Origin of the sequence: Streptomyces sp. NPDC101237, assembly GCF_044767465.1 — a bacterium.
Taxonomy (GTDB): Bacteria; Actinomycetota; Actinomycetes; order Streptomycetales; family Streptomycetaceae; genus Streptomyces; species Streptomyces gramineus.
In genome coordinates, this window is record NZ_JBIWNY010000002.1 from 167,617 (window position 1) to 183,587 (window position 15,971).

Here is a 15,971-nt window from a genome sequence, read left to right on the forward strand (position 1 = left end):
GCGGCGCGGCCCCGCAGGGTCAGCCGAGCGCTGTCAGGCCCGGGGCGAAGGTGATCAGCAGCGGGAGGAGAGGGACGAGCGCGGCCACGGTCGTCGTCAGGGCCCGCTGACGGCGCAGCAGCCGCGGCGGCGGCTCCAGGAGCCGGTCGACCCGCTCGCCGAGCAGCCGCCGGCTGGACGCGCAGGACAGCACACCGCGGTGCTGGTTCAGTTCGATCAGAGCCAGCGCCGTGGTGAGGTGGCCGCAGCGGCGGGACGCCGCGTCGTCGGCGGCGAGTTCGACGAGCCGGTGGGTCTGGTCGCAGAAGTGGGAGAACAACGGCACGCGCGGGAAGCCCGTGGCCAGCGCGCTGGACAGGTGGAGCAGCCAGTCGTGGTGGGCGCGGGCGTGGCCACGCTCATGGGTGAGCACGGCGTCGAGCTGGTGGTCGGTGAGGCGGTGCAGCGCCCCGGTCGTCACGACCAGCTGCGCCGGATGCCCGGGCATCCACCAGGCGTCCGGGTACTCGTCCTCCAGCACCAGCATCGGCCCGCGCGCGGCCGGCAGCCCGGCCGGCAGTTCCGGGGCCCGTTCACGCAGGTGCGCGCGGGTCTGGCCGCGCCGCCGCCGGGCTTCGACCAGTTCGCGGGCGAGCATCGCCGTCGTCCACGCGGCGCCGCAGGCGAGCAGCACCGTGAGGGCGTCCGCCCACGCCGGCGCGGCGGACAGGTCGTAGGCGGCGGTGACCGCCGGTGGCGCCGGCGCGAACACCCGGTCGCGCACGGTGTGGAAGACGGCCGCCGCGCCCAGGACGAGCGCGGTCAGGCAGCACATCAGCACCGTGGCGACCAGGCACTGCCACACCCACAGCGCGACCACCGGTTCCCGTTCCGGCCACAGGGCCCGCACCAGCGCGCGCGGCGCGGGCACCGCGGCCGTCAGGGCGACGACGCTCAGCAGGAGCAGGCAGACAGTCATGCCGAGGCTCCGTTTCCCGGTCGAGGGGTGTGCGGGTGGCGTGGTGCTGGGGTGATGCGCCGTTGCGCGACGGAGTGCGTACGCCGGCGCATCACGTGACAGGTGCGCCGTCGCCTCGCATGGTGCGCGTGCGGGCGCATCGCCATGGTGCGTGTCCCGTCAGTATGACGGCACCGGGAGTCCCGAGTCAGGCATCGACGAGGATCCGGGTCTCCTCGTCACACCCCGCCCTCACCCGGCGACGATCCGCCCGCTGACGTCCCCGAGCCCCACCCGGACGCCGCCCGGTCCCGGAGCCCACGCGGACATCGTCACCACGTCACCGTCCTCCAGGTACGTCCGCTTGCCGTCCGGGAGTTCGAGCGGATCCCGTCCGTTCCAGGTGAGCTCCAGCAGCGAACCGCGCTGCGCGGGTTCCGCGCCGCTCACCGTGCCGGAGCCGTACAGGTCGCCGGTGCGCAACGAGGCGCCGTTGACGGTCAGATGGGCGAGTTGCTGGGCGGCGGTCCAGTACATGGTGGAGAACGGCGGCTCGGAGACCACGTTGCCGTTGATCGCGATCGACATCCGCAGGTCGTAGCCCGCGGGTTCCTCGGCGCTGTCGTCGAGGTACGGCAGCAGCGGGTGGGTCCGCGCGGGCGGGGCGACGCGGGCGTCCTCCAGCGCGTCCAGCGGCGTGATCCACGCCGAGACCGAGGTGGCGAACGACTTGCCGAGGAAGGGGCCGAGCGGGACGTACTCCCAGGCCTGGATGTCGCGCGCGGACCAGTCGTTCAGAAGGGTCAGCCCGAACACGTGCTCGCGGTAGTCGCCGAGCGGCACCGGCCGCCCCTGCTCCGACGGCGCGCCGACGACGAAGCCGACCTCCGCCTCGATGTCCAGCCGGACGCTGGGCCCGAACACCGGTGCCTCCGCCGGGTCCGGGGACGTCTTGCGCTGGCCGGAGGGCCGTACGACATCCGTTCCCGACACCACGACCGTGCCCGCGCGGCCGTGGTAACCGATCGGCAGATGCTTCCAGTTGGGGGTGAGCGGATCGGCGGCGTCGGGGCGGAAGATGCGGCCGGCGTTACGGGCGTGGTTCTCCGAGGCGTAGAAGTCGACGTAGTCGGCGACCTCGAAGGGGAGGTGCAGGGTCACCGCCGGCAGCGGGTGGAAGAGCGGTTCGAGCACCTCGCGGTGGGCGGGCACGGTCACCCATGCGGTCAGGGCGCGCCGGACGTCCGACCAGGTGGTGCGGCCCGCGGCCAGCAGCGGGTTGAGGGTCGGACGGGCCAGCAGCGTGGCGTAGGGGGAGCCGAGCGCGAGAGCCGCGGCACCGGCATCCAGGACGTGGTCTCCGAGGCGGACGCCGACCCTCCGTTCCGTGCTCTCGGAGGTCGAGAACACGCCGTACGGAAGATTGTGCGGGCCGAAGGGGTCACCCTCGGGGACCTCGAAAGGGGGCAAGGGGGGCATGGGGGTGGCTGCCTCGCTCTCATCCGTGCCGCGCCTGGCCGACTGTGTGGTGACGCCGTTCCGACGTCGCGCGGCATTCCATGTGGTCGCGCCACACGTTACGGGTGAGTCGGCTGTCGCGGCAGTGTCTAAAGAGTTCGCAATGTCCGGATAAGCCTTGTCGGAGGGTTCAATTCCGGCTTAGCGTCCTTTGGGGGACACGGACGGGGTGGGTCCGGTCCGTAGGGGGAACACGTGGGGGGACCCGTGGCCGGGAGTGCCGTCAGCATGCCGCTCGACGCGGATCGCGACGTACCGGGCCTGATCGTCAAGTTCGGCGACTATCCGCTGCATCACGGCGGGGTCGGCGCGATCCGCAGTCTGGGGCGCATGGGCGTTCCCATGTACGCGATCACGGAGGACGCCTACACGCCGGCGGCCTCCTCCCGTTATCTCGCACGGGCGTTCGTGTGGCCGACGACCGGCGCCGAGGAACCGGACCACCTGGTCGAGGGACTGCTCCGCATCGGCCGCCGCATAGGCCGTCCGGCCGTGCTGATCCCCACCGACGAGGAGGCAGCCGTCCTGATCGCCGAGCACCAGGACGCGCTCGCAGACCGCTTCCTCTTCCCGCGCGTGGACCCCGCGCTGCCGCGCCGGCTCGCCAGCAAGCAGGGGCTGCACGAACTGTGCGTGGAGCACGGCGTCCCCAGCCCCGCGGCCGCCTTCCCGCAGTCGTACGACGACATCGCCGACTTCGCCGAGAAGGCCCGCTTCCCGATCGTCGCGAAGAACCGCGAGGCCTTCGTCCGGCGCAGCAGGCCCGCCGTCAACGGCACGACGAAGATCGCCACGCGTGAGGGACTGCTCGCTCTCGCCCGTGACTGGGGCACCCGTCCGGGTGTCATCCTCCAGGAGTACCTGCCGAGAGAGGACGCCGAGGACTGGATCGTGCACGGCTACGCCGACGCCGATTCCAACCCGCTCGCCCTGTTCACCGGCGTCAAGGTGCGGTCGTGGCCGCCGCACGCGGGCATGACGGCCAACGCGTACGTCGTCGACAACCCGGAACTCGCCGACCTCGCCGCGCGTTTCGTCAAACAGATCGGCTTCAGCGGCGTCGTCGACCTCGACCTGCGCTTCGACCGCCGCGACGGGCGGTACAAACTGCTCGACTTCAACCCGCGGATGGGCGCCCAGTTCCGGCTCTTCGAGAGCGAGTCGGGGGTGGACGTGGTCCGCGCGATGCACCTGGATCTCACCGGGCGCCGGGTCCCGGAGGGGGAACAACGGGCCGGGCACCGGTACGTGGTGGAGAACATCGACCTGCCCGCCCTCCTCGCCTACCGGCGCAGCGGCTACACGACACCGCACGCGCCCGGCCGGCCGAGCGGGACCGAGCTGGCCTGGCTCGCCGGCGACGATCCGCTGCCGTTCGTCACGATGCTCGCCCGCCTCGTGCGACCGGGCGCGAAGCACCTGTACGAACTGTGGCGCACCAACCGCCGCGGGTCCGGCGCGTCCGCGCCTTAGCCGCCGGACCGTCCGACCGGCCGCGGACGCCGTTCCCGGCCGGCCACCGCCCGTGTCCCGCCGCGGACCTCACGCGCCCTGCCCGGGACGCCCCATCACCGTGACCGCGGGCGCCACTTGGGGCCGAGACGCACGGTGAGTCTGCCGGGCGTGCTGTCCGTATTCTCTGATCATGGTCGCACCCACGCCGTACTCACTGATCGCCACCGACCTGGACGGCACGCTGCTGCGCGCCGACGACAGCGTGTCGGAACGGTCGCTCGCCGCGCTCGCGCGGGCGGCCCGGGCCGGGGCCCGGCATCTCGTGGTGACCGGCCGCCCCGCGCCGAGAGTGCGCGCTCTCCTGGCGGACCTGGGCTGCACCGGACTCGCGGTCTGCGGCCAGGGCGCCCAGGTGTACGACGCCGGCGCGCACCGGCTGCTCTGGTCGGTGACCCTGGACCGGGACCTGGCGGAGACCGCCCTGGGCAAGATCGAGGCCGAGGTCGGTCAGGTCTACGCGGCGGTCGACCAGGACGGCGTGGACGGGCTCACGCTCATCGAGCCGGGCTACCGGATGCCCCACCCCGCGCTGCCCGCGCTGCGGGTCGGCCGGCGCGACGACCTGTGGTGCGCGCCCATCAGCAAGGTGCTGCTGCGCCACCACACCCTGTCCGACGACGAACTGGCGGCGACCGCCCGCGCGGTGGTCGGGTCGCTGGCGACGGTCACCATGTCGGGACCGGGGACGGTCGAGCTGCAGCCGTGCGGGGTGACCAAGGCGACCGGCCTCGCGCTGGCCGCCGACCGGCTCGGGCTGAGCCCGGAGCGGGCGGTCGCCTTCGGGGACATGCCCAACGACGTCCCGATGTTCGACTGGGCGGCCCACGGGGTGGCGATGGCCGACGCCCATCCCGAACTCAAGACGGTGGCCGACGAGATCACCTCGTCGAACGAGGACGACGGCGTGGCCGTCGTCCTCGAACGACTTTTCGGCTGACGGCGGCGGTCAGTACGCGCCGGTCAGTACGCGCCGTGCACGTTGTCGATCGAGCCGTACCGCGCGGCGGCGTAGTTGCAGGCGGCGGTGATGTTCGCGACCGGGTCGTAGACGTCGAACGACGTGCCGTCCACGTGGTAGGTCTTGAACGTCGGGTCGATCACCTGGAGCAGGCCCTTGGACGGGATGCCCTTGGCGGCGTTGGAGTCCCAGAGGTTGATGGCACTCGGGTTGCCCGAGGACTCGCGCATCACGTTGCGGTAGATGCCGTCGTAGGTGCCCGGGATCTTCTTTTCGGCCATGATCGCGAGGGACTCGCGGATCCAGCCGTCGAGGTTGTTCGGGTACCCGGCGAGCGTCGTGGAGGCCGACGAAGCCGTCGTGGCGGTGGACGTGGCGGCGGAGGCGGCGCTCGCCCCGATGAGCGGAAGGGCGAGAACGGCCGCGCCGGTCGCCGCGACGGTGAGCCTGCGAAGGACGGAGTTGCGGCGGGTACGGCGGTGCTGGGCGACAACGGACATGGTGACGTTCCTCTCCGTCGCCTGCGAGGTGAGCTGTCGGGTTCGGGCCCGGGGAGTGCCCGGCCGCACCGCCCTGAGGCGGAGCGACTTCACCCCTAGCCGTTCCGGTACGACGTTCTTCGATGACGTCCGTCGCCCGGTCCGGCGGCTTACCTGGTTCCCCCGCTCCTGCCGTGCGAATGAACTCGTCAATGGGTCACGACGGGCGGCGGCAGGATTCGGCGTCCGCCCGGTGAGCCGGAACGTATGCGAGAGCACATGTCCGAAACAAGCGCCTGATGCCCACAAAACCTCTATTGACCTTGATCTGAGTATTATGGGGTACTTGATCCTTTGCGGTTGCCAAGCCTCAACTCCCGTGCGGCGCAAGGGAAGAAAGGGTCACCTCACCGCATGTGTGGCACCCAGGGCCACGTGACTCACTTCACGAAGAGGCAATTGCGGCGAATCGGACAATAGGGATTCATTGCATGAGCTTTTCCGGGTGTCGACGGAATAGCGGGACGCCGCGATTTGTAGGCATTGCCCCGATGGAGGCGGGTGGAGTGGCGGGCGTCACAGGTAATTCCGAGAATTGTCCGAATTGTTCTTATTCGGAATGAGAGGCCGCGCAGTGGGGTCTGCCGGCATCGACGAGCGGCGGCAGGGGTACCTCCGGTCCGGGGCACCGCGTGCCTCCGGTTCGCGACAAGATCCGGTACTTCCTGTTAAGTCATGAGATGTCAGGTCGTATCGGCTGATCAAAAACATACCGGTCGTGATCCGATAGCGCCCGGGGTGTAACGGTGGGCGCCCTCGGTGATCGAAACCTGACCGGATACGCTGACTTGAGTGATGGCAGCGACCTATCGACAAACCGTGTAAGCGCCAGTGGACACCAGCAGACAGGAGACCCCTCGTGACCGTCGGGCCGTTCGGGCTGAGCGTGCGGGACCAGGCTCTGGAAGCCGATGTCCAGGCCGGATTGACGGCTGTCGAGGAGGGCTTGCTAGAAGCCACCAAGAGTGAGGTCCCGTTCATCACGGAGGCCGCGCAGCATCTGGTGCGGGCCGGCGGGAAGCGGTTCCGGCCCCTGCTGGTGATGCTGGCCGCGCAGTTCGGCGACCCGTACGCGCCCGGCGTCGTGCCGTCGGCGGTGGTCGTCGAGCTGACCCACCTCGCCACGCTCTACCACGACGACGTCATGGACGAGGCGGCCGTGCGGCGCGGCGTCGACAGCGCCAACACCCGCTGGGGCAACTCGGTCGCCGTCCTGACCGGCGACTTCCTCTTCGCCCGCGCCTCGCAGATCCTCGCGGACCTCGGACCCGAGGCGGTGCGGGTCCAGGCCCTCGCGTTCGAACGGCTGGTGACGGGCCAGATCCTGGAGACCGCCGGGCCCTCCGACGGACGCGACCCGGTCGACCACTACCTCGACGTGCTCGGCGGCAAGACCGGCTCGCTGGTGGCGGTCTCCTGTCGCTTCGGCGCGATGATGTCCGGCGCCGACGAGACGGTCGTGGACGTCCTCACCCAGTACGGCGAACGCCTCGGCGTCGCCTTCCAGCTCGCCGACGACGTCCTGGACATCGCCTCCGATTCCCACGAGTCCGGCAAGACCCCGGGGACCGATCTCCGCGAGGGCGTCCCCACGCTGCCGGTGCTGCGGCTGCGGGAGCGGGCGGCCCGGCTGGGGCTGGCCGAGGACCTGGCGCTGTGCGAGCTGCTGGACTCCGACCTCACGGACGACGCGCGGCATGCGGAGGCCCTGGCCGCCCTGCGGGCGCATCCGGCGCTGGAGCAGGCACGCCGGGACACGGTCAGGTACGCGGAGGAGGCCAGGGCCGCCCTGGCGCCGCTGCTGGAGTGCGACGCGAAGGCCGCGCTCCTGGAGCTGTGCGACGCGGTCGTGCACCGCGCGGGCTAGCTCCGGCCCTTCTTGTGTGACACAGGTCGTGCATCCCGGAGGACCCGCGCGGCCGGCGGGTCACGGAACGTGACCGGAGGCGCCTGTGCCGTGCGACCCCTACGGGTCGGGGCAGGCGCCTCCGCTCTTGTGTCATACCGCAGTCGTACACGGAGTTGGCTCCCGGGTCTGACGCTTGAGCGGCCCGGATTTGGTGAGATGGACACCACGGAAATCACCACCGCTCACCGATTCGGGTGAGAATGGCGGCTCAGGGTGGGACACGTGCGAGCACAGCCGCCGCCGACGACGGAGGTAAGGCACACATGGCACCGTACGAAACCGAGGACAGCACGGGGGCCGCGCAGGCCGACGACGAGCTGCGCGCCGAGCGGCGGCGCAAGGCCACGCGATACGTCGTCCCGGTCGCGGTCATGGGCGTGGCCGCGGCCACGATCGGCCTGGTTCCGGCACTCGCCGACTCCGGCGACCCCGACCTGCCGAAGATCACCGCTCAGGAACTCATCAACAAGATCGCCAAGTCGGACGTGCAGCAGCTGTCCGGCACGGTGAAGATCAGCACCGACCTCGGCCTGCCCGACCTCGGCGGCCTGGAGAACGGCCTGCTGTCCGGCGCCACGCAGGGCGGCGGCGGCTCCTCGGCCGACCCGTCGGCCAAGCTCACCGAGCTGGCCTCCGGCACGCACACCCTGCGGGTGGCCGCCGACGGCCCCGACCGGCAGAAGGTGTCGGTGCTGGAGAGCGGCGCCGAGTACAGCCTCATCCACAACGGCACGAACGTGTGGGGCTACGACAGCAAGTCCAACGAGGTCTACCACTCCACCGCCGCGGCCTCCGGCAAGGGCGAGCGCCACGACGCCCCGGCCACCCCGAAGGACTTCGCCGACCAGCTCCTCAAGTCGGTCGACGACACCACCTCGGTGAAGGTCGACGGCACCGCCCAGGTCGCGGGCCGCGACGCCTACCGGCTGGTCGTCAAGCCCAAGCAGTCCGGCACGACGGTCGGCGCGATCAGCATCGCGGTGGACGCCAGGACCGGCACCCCGCTGAAGTTCACGCTCACCCCGTCGAGCGGCGGCGCGGCCGTGATCGACGCCGGGTACACCCAGGTCAGCTTCGCGAAGCCGGCCGCCTCCACCTTCGACTTCACCCCGCCCAAGGGTGCCAAGGTCACCGAGGGCGACAGTCCCGACAAGGCGGGCAGGGCCGAGAAGGGCGACAAGGGCGACAAGATCACCAGGACCCCCGGCGGCCACGCCACTCCCGAGGCGCCCGGCAAGAACGGCTTCGACGTCCTCGGCAAGGGCTGGAACGCGATAGCCGTCGTCGACACCGGCGACAAGGGCGGCCTGCCCAGCGGCTCCGCCTCCGCGGGCGGTGACCTCGGCGGCTTCCTCGGCTCGCTCGGCGACCCGGTCTCCGGCAAGTTCGGCAAGGGCACCGTCTTCTCCACCCGCCTGATCAACGCCCTGATGACGGACGACGGCAAGGTCTACGTCGGTGCCGTGGACAAGGCCGCGCTGGTGAAGGCGGCGAACGCGGGGTAACAAGGGCGTCAGGAGTTCCCCGCCCGGAGCGGCACGACGAATCGAGGGAGCCGATGGACCGACCGTCCGCCACGGAGCGCGAGCAGCGTGACCAGGGTGAGGACGACCCGGGCCGGGACGACCCGGCGCGCGCGGGCGTCATCGACACCCGCGGCCTCACCAAGCGCTACCGCGGCGGACAGCTCGCCGTGGACGGTCTGGACCTGACCGTCCCGGCGGGCAGCGTCTTCGGCTTCCTCGGTCCGAACGGCTCCGGCAAGACCACCACCATCCGCATGCTGATGGGCCTCATCGCCCCCACCTCGGGCACCGCCCGCGTCCTGGGCCGCCCGATGCCGCGCGCCTCCCGCGTCGTCCTGCCCCAGGTCGGGGCGCTCATCGAGGGCCCGGCGCTGTACGGCTTCCTCTCCGGCCGCGACAACCTGCTGCGGTACGACGCGGCCGACCCGACCGCCGACCCGCGCACCCGGCGCACCCGCGTCGAGGCCGCGCTGGACCGGGTGGGCCTGACGGCGGCCGCCGCGAAGAAGGCGAAGGCCTACTCCCTGGGCATGAAACAGCGCCTGGGACTGGCCGCCGCCCTCCTCCAGCCCCGCAAGCTGCTGGTCCTGGACGAGCCGACCAACGGGCTCGACCCGCAGGGCATGCGGGAGATCCGGTCCCTGGTGCGGGAGCTGGCCGGGGACGGCACCACCGTCTTCCTCTCCTCCCACCTCCTCGACGAGATCGAGCAGGTCTGCACCCACGCCGCCGTGATGGCGCAGGGCCGGCTGATCGCCCAGGGGGCGGTGGCCGACCTGGCGGCCGGGGCGCGCGGCCGGCTCGTGGTGCACACCCCGGACACCGGCGACGCGGCCCGGGTGCTCAAGGAACAGGGCGTCGCGGACGTCGTCACCACCGAGGACCGGGTCACCGGCGAACCGCCCGAACGCGACCTCGCCGAGGTCAACGCGGCGCTCGTCGCGGCGGGCGTGCGGGTGCGCGGCTTCACCCTCGAACGGGCCTCGCTTGAGGACGCGTTCGTGGCACTGACCGGGGAGGGATTCGATGTCGCGGGCTGACGCGGCGGTCCTGGACGCGCCGGCCGCACGGCCGAACCCGCTGTGGACCCTCGGCCTGTTCCGCAGCGAGCTGGCCGTCACCCTGCGCCGCTGGCGCACCCTCGCGCTCCTCGGCGTCCTGGCCGCGGTGCCCGTCCTGATCGGGATCGCCGTCAGGATCGAGACGCGGGGCGACGGGCCGGGCGGCGGTGGCGGCGGCCCGGCGTTCATCGCGCAGATCACCAACAACGGGCTCTTCCTGGTGTTCACGGCACTGGCGGCGACCCTCCCGTTCTTCCTGCCGATGGCGGTCGGCGTGGTGGCCGGGGACGCGATCGCCGGCGAGGCCAACGCGGGCACCCTGCGTTATTTGCTGGTCGCCCCGGCGGGCCGAACCCGCCTGCTGCTCACCAAGTACGCGACGACGATGACCTTCTGCCTGCTGGCCACCCTGGTGGTGGCCGCCTCCGCCCTCGCCGTCGGCGCGCTCCTCTTCCCGCTCGGCGACCTGACCACCATCTCCGGCACCCGGATCTCCTTCACCGAGGGCCTCGGCCGGGCCCTGCTGATCGCCCTGGTGGTGGCGGCCTCCCTGACCGGCACGGCCGCGCTGGGCCTGTTCGTGTCCACGCTGACCAACAGTGGCATCGCGGCGATGGCGACCACCGTCGGCCTGCTGATCACCGTCCAGATCCTGGACCAGATACCCCAGCTGCACGCGCTCCAGCCGTACTTCTTCTCCCACTACTGGCTGTCCTTCGCCGACCTGATGCGCGACCCCGTCTACTGGGACGACCTGGTCAAGAACCTGGAGCTGCAGGCCCTGTACGTGGCGGTGTTCGGCTCGGCGGCCTGGGCACGGTTCGGTACGAAGGACATCACGGCCTGACGGCGTCCGGTCCGCCGGTCCCGGCCGTCGCGAAGCGGGCCGGCGGTGCGTCCGCGGCGAAGAACTCCTTGGCCCGCGCCAGTGCCCCGCTGTCCCTGAGGACGTCCCCGCGCGCACTGCCGTTGCCGAGCAGTACGCCGCCGAAGCGCATGCCGAGGTAGGCGGCCGAGTTGTGCAGAAGGCCGGCGTACGGGTCCGCGACGGACGGATCGTCGTCGGCCAGGGCGGCCACGCCCCACAGGGTGCGGCCCGCGAGGGTCGCCTTGAAGTCGACGCCGGGCGTGCGCAGCCAGCCCGACCAGTGGTCCAGGTAGCGCTTGGTGAGGCCGGACACCGAGTACCAGTACACGGGCGAGGCGATCACGATGTCGGTGGCGGCGAGCGTGGCGTCGAGCAGCAGGCCGGGCGCGGTGTGCGCGGGCGGCCGTACGTGGTCGGCGTCGCGGCGCAGATCCACGAAGTCCGGCAGCGGGTGGTCGGCCAGGCTGATCCAGCGCTGTTCGACGCTCTCGGGCAGCTGCTCGGCGGCCCGGCGCGCCAGGAGTTCGGTGTTCCCCTCGGGACGGGAGCTGCCGAGCAGGAACAGGAAACGTCGAGTCACAGGATCCCCCAGGTGAGCGGCGCGCGATGAATAAAGCCCTCTGCATCTTATGCGTATGCATTCATATTGGCCAGGGGGTTGCGTCGGCGGCCGGGCCGGAACGCGGCCGGGCGCGCGAGGACACCGGGTGGGCCCTTCCTGATGCGAGGCTGTGACGTCGCGGTGACGCGTGGGCCGAGGGGAGCGGCCAGACTTGACGGTACGCACGGGTACGACCGGACGGTGACGCCGGGGGAATGAGGGCCGATGTCCGGACTCAGCCGCGAGACGAAGCGGGAAGCGCAGCAGACCGGCCGGCCGGCCGAACCGGTCGAAGTCCGGGTCACGGGCGCCGCCGCGACCGTCGACGGCGTCCCGCTGTTCCCGGCACCCGGCGAAGAGCCCCAGCAGGCGGTCCTCAACCACCTCCAGCGCCGCGCCCTCGCCGCCGGCCGCCCCGCCCTCGCCACCGTGCACGACAGCCGCATCGGCTATGTCGTACGCCTCCAGGTGAACCCGGACGGGTCCAGCAGCTTCACCGGCGAACCGGTACGGATGGCCGTGCCCGGCGCTCCGGCCCCGTCCATGGCCCCGGATCCGGCGCAGCGGCCCGGCCGGGACCGGCCCGTGCCCGCTCTGCACGCCGTCGCCGAACCGGAGCCCGCGCACTCCTCGCACGCCGTCACCGCACCCGAGGCCGCGGACCCGGCTCCCGCCCACCGCCCGAAGGCAGCCCCGGTCCCGCGCCTCCTCGGCACGGTGCAGCCGCCGACCGGCGTCTTCGGCCCGCCCCCGGTCATGGACGGGCCGAAGGCCCCCGCTGCCGTCCCGGCACCCGGCCCCGCAGTCGTCCCACCACCCGCCCCCGTCGTCGTCCCCGCGCAGGCCGTCACCGGGCTTCGGCCGGCGCCCCGGACGGAGGGGACCGGCCCTCGCGTCCAGCCCCGCACGGCGCCCCCCGGGCCCGTCCCGGCGCTGCTCGTGCGGTCCTCGGGCGGCGGGGTCTTCGACCCCGACCCCAGGCACACCCCGGCCCGCGGCTTCGACGCCGTCGCCGAGGAGGTGCTCGGGGACGAGCCGGTGACCGTGACCGCGGAAGGGGCCGCCCTGCTCACCGGGCCGGTGTCGCGGATCAACGAGGCCGTCCGCGCGGGCCGTATCGAGGCGGCGGCCGAACTCGCCGGGCGCACCGTCGCCGAGGCCGGCGCGACCCTCGGCGAGAACCACACCGAGGTGCTGCGCCTGCGCGAGCTGACCGCCTACATCGCCTACCTGTCCGGCGACCCGCTGCGCGCCTTCCACCTCTCCCTCGACCTGGCACGGCAGCACCGGCGGGCCGGGGACGGCGAGGGCGCCTACGGGAACGTGCGCAGCGCGGCCACCGCCTGGCGCGCGGTGCGCGACCCGGGGCACGGGCTGCGCCTGGGCCGCGACCTGATCGACCTCTGGGCACAGCTCACCGCCGAGGACGGCCCGGCCGCGGGCGAACCGGAGGAACTGGACTCCGCCCGCGCCCGGATGGGCCGCCTCACCGAACGGGCCCGGCGCGCCGCCGAGCAGGCCTGAGCGCGGGGCGGCGGGTCACTGTACGCAGAACTCGTTGCCCTCCGGGTCGGCCATCACCGTCCACTCCCCGGCCGGTTCGGACACGTGCCGCACCACCGTCGCGCCCAGCTCCTCGAGCCGGGCCACCTCCCGCGACCGCTCGCCCGCCTCGGCGTGCAGGTCGATGTGGAGCCGGTTCTTGCCCGGCTTGCCCTCCGGCACCCGCTGGAACAGCAGCCGCCGGCCCAGCCCGGTGCCGCGCTCCTGGTCGAACGGGTCGTCCGGATGCCGTACGGCGACCAGGTCACGGAAGGCGGCACGGCCGTGGTGCCGGACGGCCGCCGCGGCGGGCAGCGCGCCCAGCTCCAGCAGCCGTTCGACGAACGCGCTGTTGTCCTCGGCCGTGTAGTGCAGCGCGGCCGCCCAGAAGTCGGCCTGTGCGTGCGGATCGCGGGCGTCGATGACGAGCTTCCAGTGCAGGGGTGCGGGCGTCTGCGTCATGGCGCCCACTTATAGCCGACCGGGCGCCGGCCTCACACCTGGCTTCGCGGTGCCGGGGCGGCCGCGGTCACCGGCAGGGCGGCGGCCGCCGCCGCGAGCGCCCGCGCGGACCGGTGGGCGGTGCGCAGGGCGTCCCAGGTGAGCAGGGCGAGGGCGACCCAGACCAGGGCGAAGCCGGCCCAGCGCTCGGCGGGCATCGCCTCGTGGAAGTAGAGGATGCCGAGCAGGAACTGGAAGACCGGCGCCAGGTACTGCAGCAGACCGAGCGTGGAGAGCGGGACGCGGATCGCGGCGGCGCCGAAGCAGACCAGCGGCAGCGCGGTGACGATCCCGGTGGAGGCCAGCAGGGCGGCGTGTCCGGCCCCGTCGTTGACGAAGCTGGACTCGCCGTGGCCCGCCAGCCACAGGAGATAGCCGAGCGCGGGCAGGAACTGGATCGCGGTCTCCGCGGCGAGGGACTCGACGCCGCCGAGGTTGACCTTCTTCTTGACGAGCCCGTAGGTCGCGAAGGAGAAGGCCAGGACGAGCGAGATCCACGGCGGCTGCCCGTAGCCCACGGTCAGCACGATCACGGCGGTGAGGCCGACGCCCACCGCCGTCCACTGCACGGGCCGCAGCCGCTCCTTGAGCAGCAGCACGCCCATCGCGATGGTCACCAGAGGGTTGATGAAGTAGCCGAGCGAGGCCTCGACGACGTGACCGGCGTTCACGGCCCAGATGTAGACGCCCCAGTTGACGGTGATCACGGCGGCGGCGACCGTCACCAGGGCCAGCCGGCGCGGCTGCCGCAGCAGTTCCCCGGCCCACGCCCACCGCCGTACGAAGGCCAGCGCGACGGCGACGAAGACCAGGGACCATGCCATCCGGTGGGCCAGGATCTCCAGGGATCCGGCGGGCTTGAGCAGCGGCCAGAACAGCGGGACCAGGCCCCACATCCCGTACGCGGCGAAGCCGTTCACCAGCCCCGCCCGCCGCTCACCCCTCGATATCTCGGCCACCGGCCCTCCTCACGCCCACGTGCCCCGCTCCGGCACACCGGGACGAAGGTAGCGCCGAGCACCCCCGCCTGTCATGGCCGTATCGGCATACGGTCATGACAGGCGGGGGTGCGGGCACCACGGGGCTCGCGGGCCGCTCCCGGCCCGCCGGCTCCGGGGCTACTTCAGCGCGTCCGCGACGGCCTCCGAGATCGGCGTGGTCGGCCGCCCGGCCAGCCGGGAGAGGTCGCCGGAGTCGACGACCAGCTCGCCCTTGGCGATCGACGCGTCGACCTCGGCCAGGATCCCCGCGAAGGCCTCCGGCACGCCGGCACCCGTCAGGATGGACCGCAGCGTCTCCACGGGCACGGAGTTGTACGCGATCTCCTTGCCGGTGTGGCGCGCGATCTCCGCCGCGTACTCCGCGAAGCTCCAGGCGGTGTCGCCGCCCAGCTCGTACGTCCGGTTCTCGTGGCCCTCGCCGGTCAGCACGGCGACGGCCGCGGCCGCGTAGTCCGCGCGGGAGGCCGAGGAGACCCGGCCGTCACCGGCGGCCGCGACGACGGCGCTGTGCTCCAGCACCGGGGCGAGGTTCTCGGTGTAGTTCTCGTGGTACCAGCCGTTGCGCAGCAGGGTGTAGGGCAGGCCGGAGGCGAGCAGCAGCTCCTCGGTGGCGCGGTGGTCGTCCACCAGCGAGGCGTTCAGGCTGGCCGGTGCGCTGGTGTACGCCAGGAGCGCCACACCGGCCGCCACGGCCGCGTCTATGACGACCTTGTGCTGCTGCGGACGGCCCTTGTCGAACTCGTTGCCCGAGATCAGCAGCACCTTGTCGCCCGCGGCGAAGAGGCCGTCGAACGTCTCGGGGGAGTTGTAGTCGGCGACGGCGACGGTGACGCCCCGGGCGGCGAGGTCGGCGGCCTTCGCCTCGTCGCGCACGACGGCGGTGATCTGCTCGGCCGGGACCTTCTCCAGCAGCTGTGCCACGACGTGGCGGCCCAGGTGTCCGGTGGCTCCTGTGACGACGATGCTCATGGTCTGCGATCTCCTTGTGGGGTGCGGATGTCACTAACCTTAGGAGGTGCGCTAACCATTGGAAAGTACCCACTTTGAAGTAAGGTACTGGCATGGTCGTACGTACTCATGAAGCCGAGAACCGCTCCGACGCGCCCGCGGCGCGGGCCGACCGGTACGCCGTCGGCGAGCAGATGTGCCCGCACCGGCTGGTCCTGGAGCACGTCACCAGCCGCTGGGGCGTCCTGGTCCTGATCCAGCTCCTGGACCGATCCCACCGCTTCAGCGAACTGCGCCGGGCCATCGGCCGGGTCAGCGAGAAGATGCTCACCCAGACCCTCCAGACCCTGGAACGGGACGGCCTCGTCCATCGCGACGCCCAACCCGTCATCCCGCCTCGGGTCGACTACTCCCTCACCGACCTCGGCCACGAGGCCGCCCTGCAGGTGCGGGACCTGGCGCTGTGGACCGAACGGCGGATGGCGGACGTCACCCGGGCCCGGGAGGCCTACGACGAGGCGAAACGCGCCTGAACGCGGAGCGGGGC

General features: G+C 72.2%; 15 protein-coding genes and 1 riboswitch. Of the genes, 8 read left to right on the forward strand and 7 right to left on the reverse strand.

Annotated features, from left to right (window positions below; all coding sequences use genetic code 11):
* Nucleotides 1-19: 19 nt before the first annotated feature.
* Nucleotides 20-958 (reverse strand): M56 family metallopeptidase, encoded by a 939-nt coding sequence (locus tag ACIRQ9_RS03690; protein WP_404166797.1) that lies wholly within the window; start codon nt 956-958, stop codon nt 20-22.
* Nucleotides 959-1,189: 231 nt separating this feature from the next.
* Complete coding sequence (gene fahA, locus ACIRQ9_RS03695) at nt 1,190-2,407, reverse strand: fumarylacetoacetase (protein ID WP_404166799.1); 1,218 nt, start codon at nt 2,405-2,407, stop codon at nt 1,190-1,192.
* Between the two features lie 276 nt (nt 2,408-2,683).
* Here fahA and ACIRQ9_RS03700 point away from each other — a divergent pair, with 276 nt between their 5' ends.
* Together ACIRQ9_RS03700 and ACIRQ9_RS03705 are read left to right on the forward strand one after the other, a co-directional pair.
* Nucleotides 2,684-3,928 carry an ATP-grasp domain-containing protein gene (locus ACIRQ9_RS03700; RefSeq protein ID WP_404166801.1) on the forward strand — a complete coding sequence of 415 codons (1,245 nt, stop codon included), beginning with the start codon at nt 2,684-2,686 and terminating at the stop codon, nt 3,926-3,928.
* 172 nt (nt 3,929-4,100) lie between these two features.
* The gene (locus tag ACIRQ9_RS03705; RefSeq protein ID WP_404166803.1) at nt 4,101-4,907 is read left to right on the forward strand and encodes an HAD family hydrolase; all 807 of its coding nucleotides are present in this window, start codon (nt 4,101-4,103) and stop codon (nt 4,905-4,907) included.
* Between the two features lie 23 nt (nt 4,908-4,930).
* On the opposite strand, the gene ACIRQ9_RS03710 is transcribed toward ACIRQ9_RS03705, so the two are convergent.
* Nucleotides 4,931-5,428, reverse strand: coding sequence for a transglycosylase SLT domain-containing protein (locus ACIRQ9_RS03710; RefSeq protein ID WP_404166805.1), 498 nt, complete (start codon nt 5,426-5,428; stop codon nt 4,931-4,933).
* Nucleotides 5,429-5,433: 5 nt separating this feature from the next.
* Nucleotides 5,434-5,629, reverse strand: a riboswitch (cyclic di-AMP (ydaO/yuaA leader).
* A gap of 697 nt (nt 5,630-6,326) precedes the next feature.
* On the opposite strand from ACIRQ9_RS03710, the gene ACIRQ9_RS03715 reads away from it, so the two are divergent.
* From ACIRQ9_RS03715 to ACIRQ9_RS03730, 4 genes are all read left to right on the forward strand, one after another.
* Nucleotides 6,327-7,334: a polyprenyl synthetase family protein gene (locus tag ACIRQ9_RS03715; RefSeq protein ID WP_404166807.1), complete on the forward strand. Its 1,008-nt coding sequence runs from the start codon at nt 6,327-6,329 to the stop codon at nt 7,332-7,334.
* Nucleotides 7,335-7,639: 305 nt separating this feature from the next.
* Nucleotides 7,640-8,881, forward strand: coding sequence for an outer membrane lipoprotein carrier protein LolA (locus ACIRQ9_RS03720; RefSeq protein ID WP_404166809.1), 1,242 nt, complete (start codon nt 7,640-7,642; stop codon nt 8,879-8,881).
* Between the two features lie 53 nt (nt 8,882-8,934).
* Nucleotides 8,935-9,942 carry an ABC transporter ATP-binding protein gene (locus tag ACIRQ9_RS03725; RefSeq protein WP_404166811.1) on the forward strand — a complete coding sequence of 336 codons (1,008 nt, stop codon included), beginning with the start codon at nt 8,935-8,937 and terminating at the stop codon, nt 9,940-9,942.
* On the forward strand, nt 9,929-10,810 hold the full coding sequence (locus ACIRQ9_RS03730) for an ABC transporter permease (RefSeq protein ID WP_404166813.1): 882 nt from the start codon (nt 9,929-9,931) through the stop codon (nt 10,808-10,810). Before ACIRQ9_RS03725 ends, ACIRQ9_RS03730 begins: the two co-directional genes overlap by 14 nt.
* Here ACIRQ9_RS03730 and ACIRQ9_RS03735 read toward each other — a convergent pair.
* On the reverse strand, nt 10,800-11,411 hold the full coding sequence (locus tag ACIRQ9_RS03735; protein ID WP_404166815.1) for a flavodoxin family protein: 612 nt from the start codon (nt 11,409-11,411) through the stop codon (nt 10,800-10,802). The genes ACIRQ9_RS03730 and ACIRQ9_RS03735 overlap by 11 nt on opposite strands.
* Nucleotides 11,412-11,657: 246 nt before the next feature.
* Here ACIRQ9_RS03735 and ACIRQ9_RS03740 point away from each other — a divergent pair, with 246 nt between their 5' ends.
* A complete protein-coding gene (locus tag ACIRQ9_RS03740; protein ID WP_404166817.1) occupies nt 11,658-12,956 on the forward strand; it encodes a tetratricopeptide repeat protein in 1,299 nt (432 codons plus the stop codon).
* 15 nt (nt 12,957-12,971) lie between these two features.
* Here ACIRQ9_RS03740 and ACIRQ9_RS03745 read toward each other — a convergent pair whose 3' ends face one another.
* The 3 genes from ACIRQ9_RS03745 to ACIRQ9_RS03755 form a co-directional block, all read right to left on the reverse strand.
* On the reverse strand, nt 12,972-13,436 hold the full coding sequence (locus ACIRQ9_RS03745; protein WP_404166819.1) for a VOC family protein: 465 nt from the start codon (nt 13,434-13,436) through the stop codon (nt 12,972-12,974).
* Between the two features lie 32 nt (nt 13,437-13,468).
* Nucleotides 13,469-14,434 (reverse strand): EamA family transporter RarD, encoded by a 966-nt coding sequence (rarD, locus tag ACIRQ9_RS03750; protein ID WP_404166821.1) that lies wholly within the window; start codon nt 14,432-14,434, stop codon nt 13,469-13,471.
* Between the two features lie 159 nt (nt 14,435-14,593).
* Nucleotides 14,594-15,445, reverse strand: a complete 852-nt coding sequence (locus ACIRQ9_RS03755) for an NAD(P)H-binding protein (RefSeq protein WP_404166823.1) — start codon at nt 15,443-15,445, stop codon at nt 14,594-14,596.
* 173 nt (nt 15,446-15,618) lie between these two features.
* Here ACIRQ9_RS03755 and ACIRQ9_RS03760 point away from each other — a divergent pair, with 173 nt between their 5' ends.
* Complete coding sequence (locus ACIRQ9_RS03760; protein ID WP_404167512.1) at nt 15,619-15,957, forward strand: winged helix-turn-helix transcriptional regulator; 339 nt, start codon at nt 15,619-15,621, stop codon at nt 15,955-15,957.
* Nucleotides 15,958-15,971: the final 14 nt, after the last annotated feature.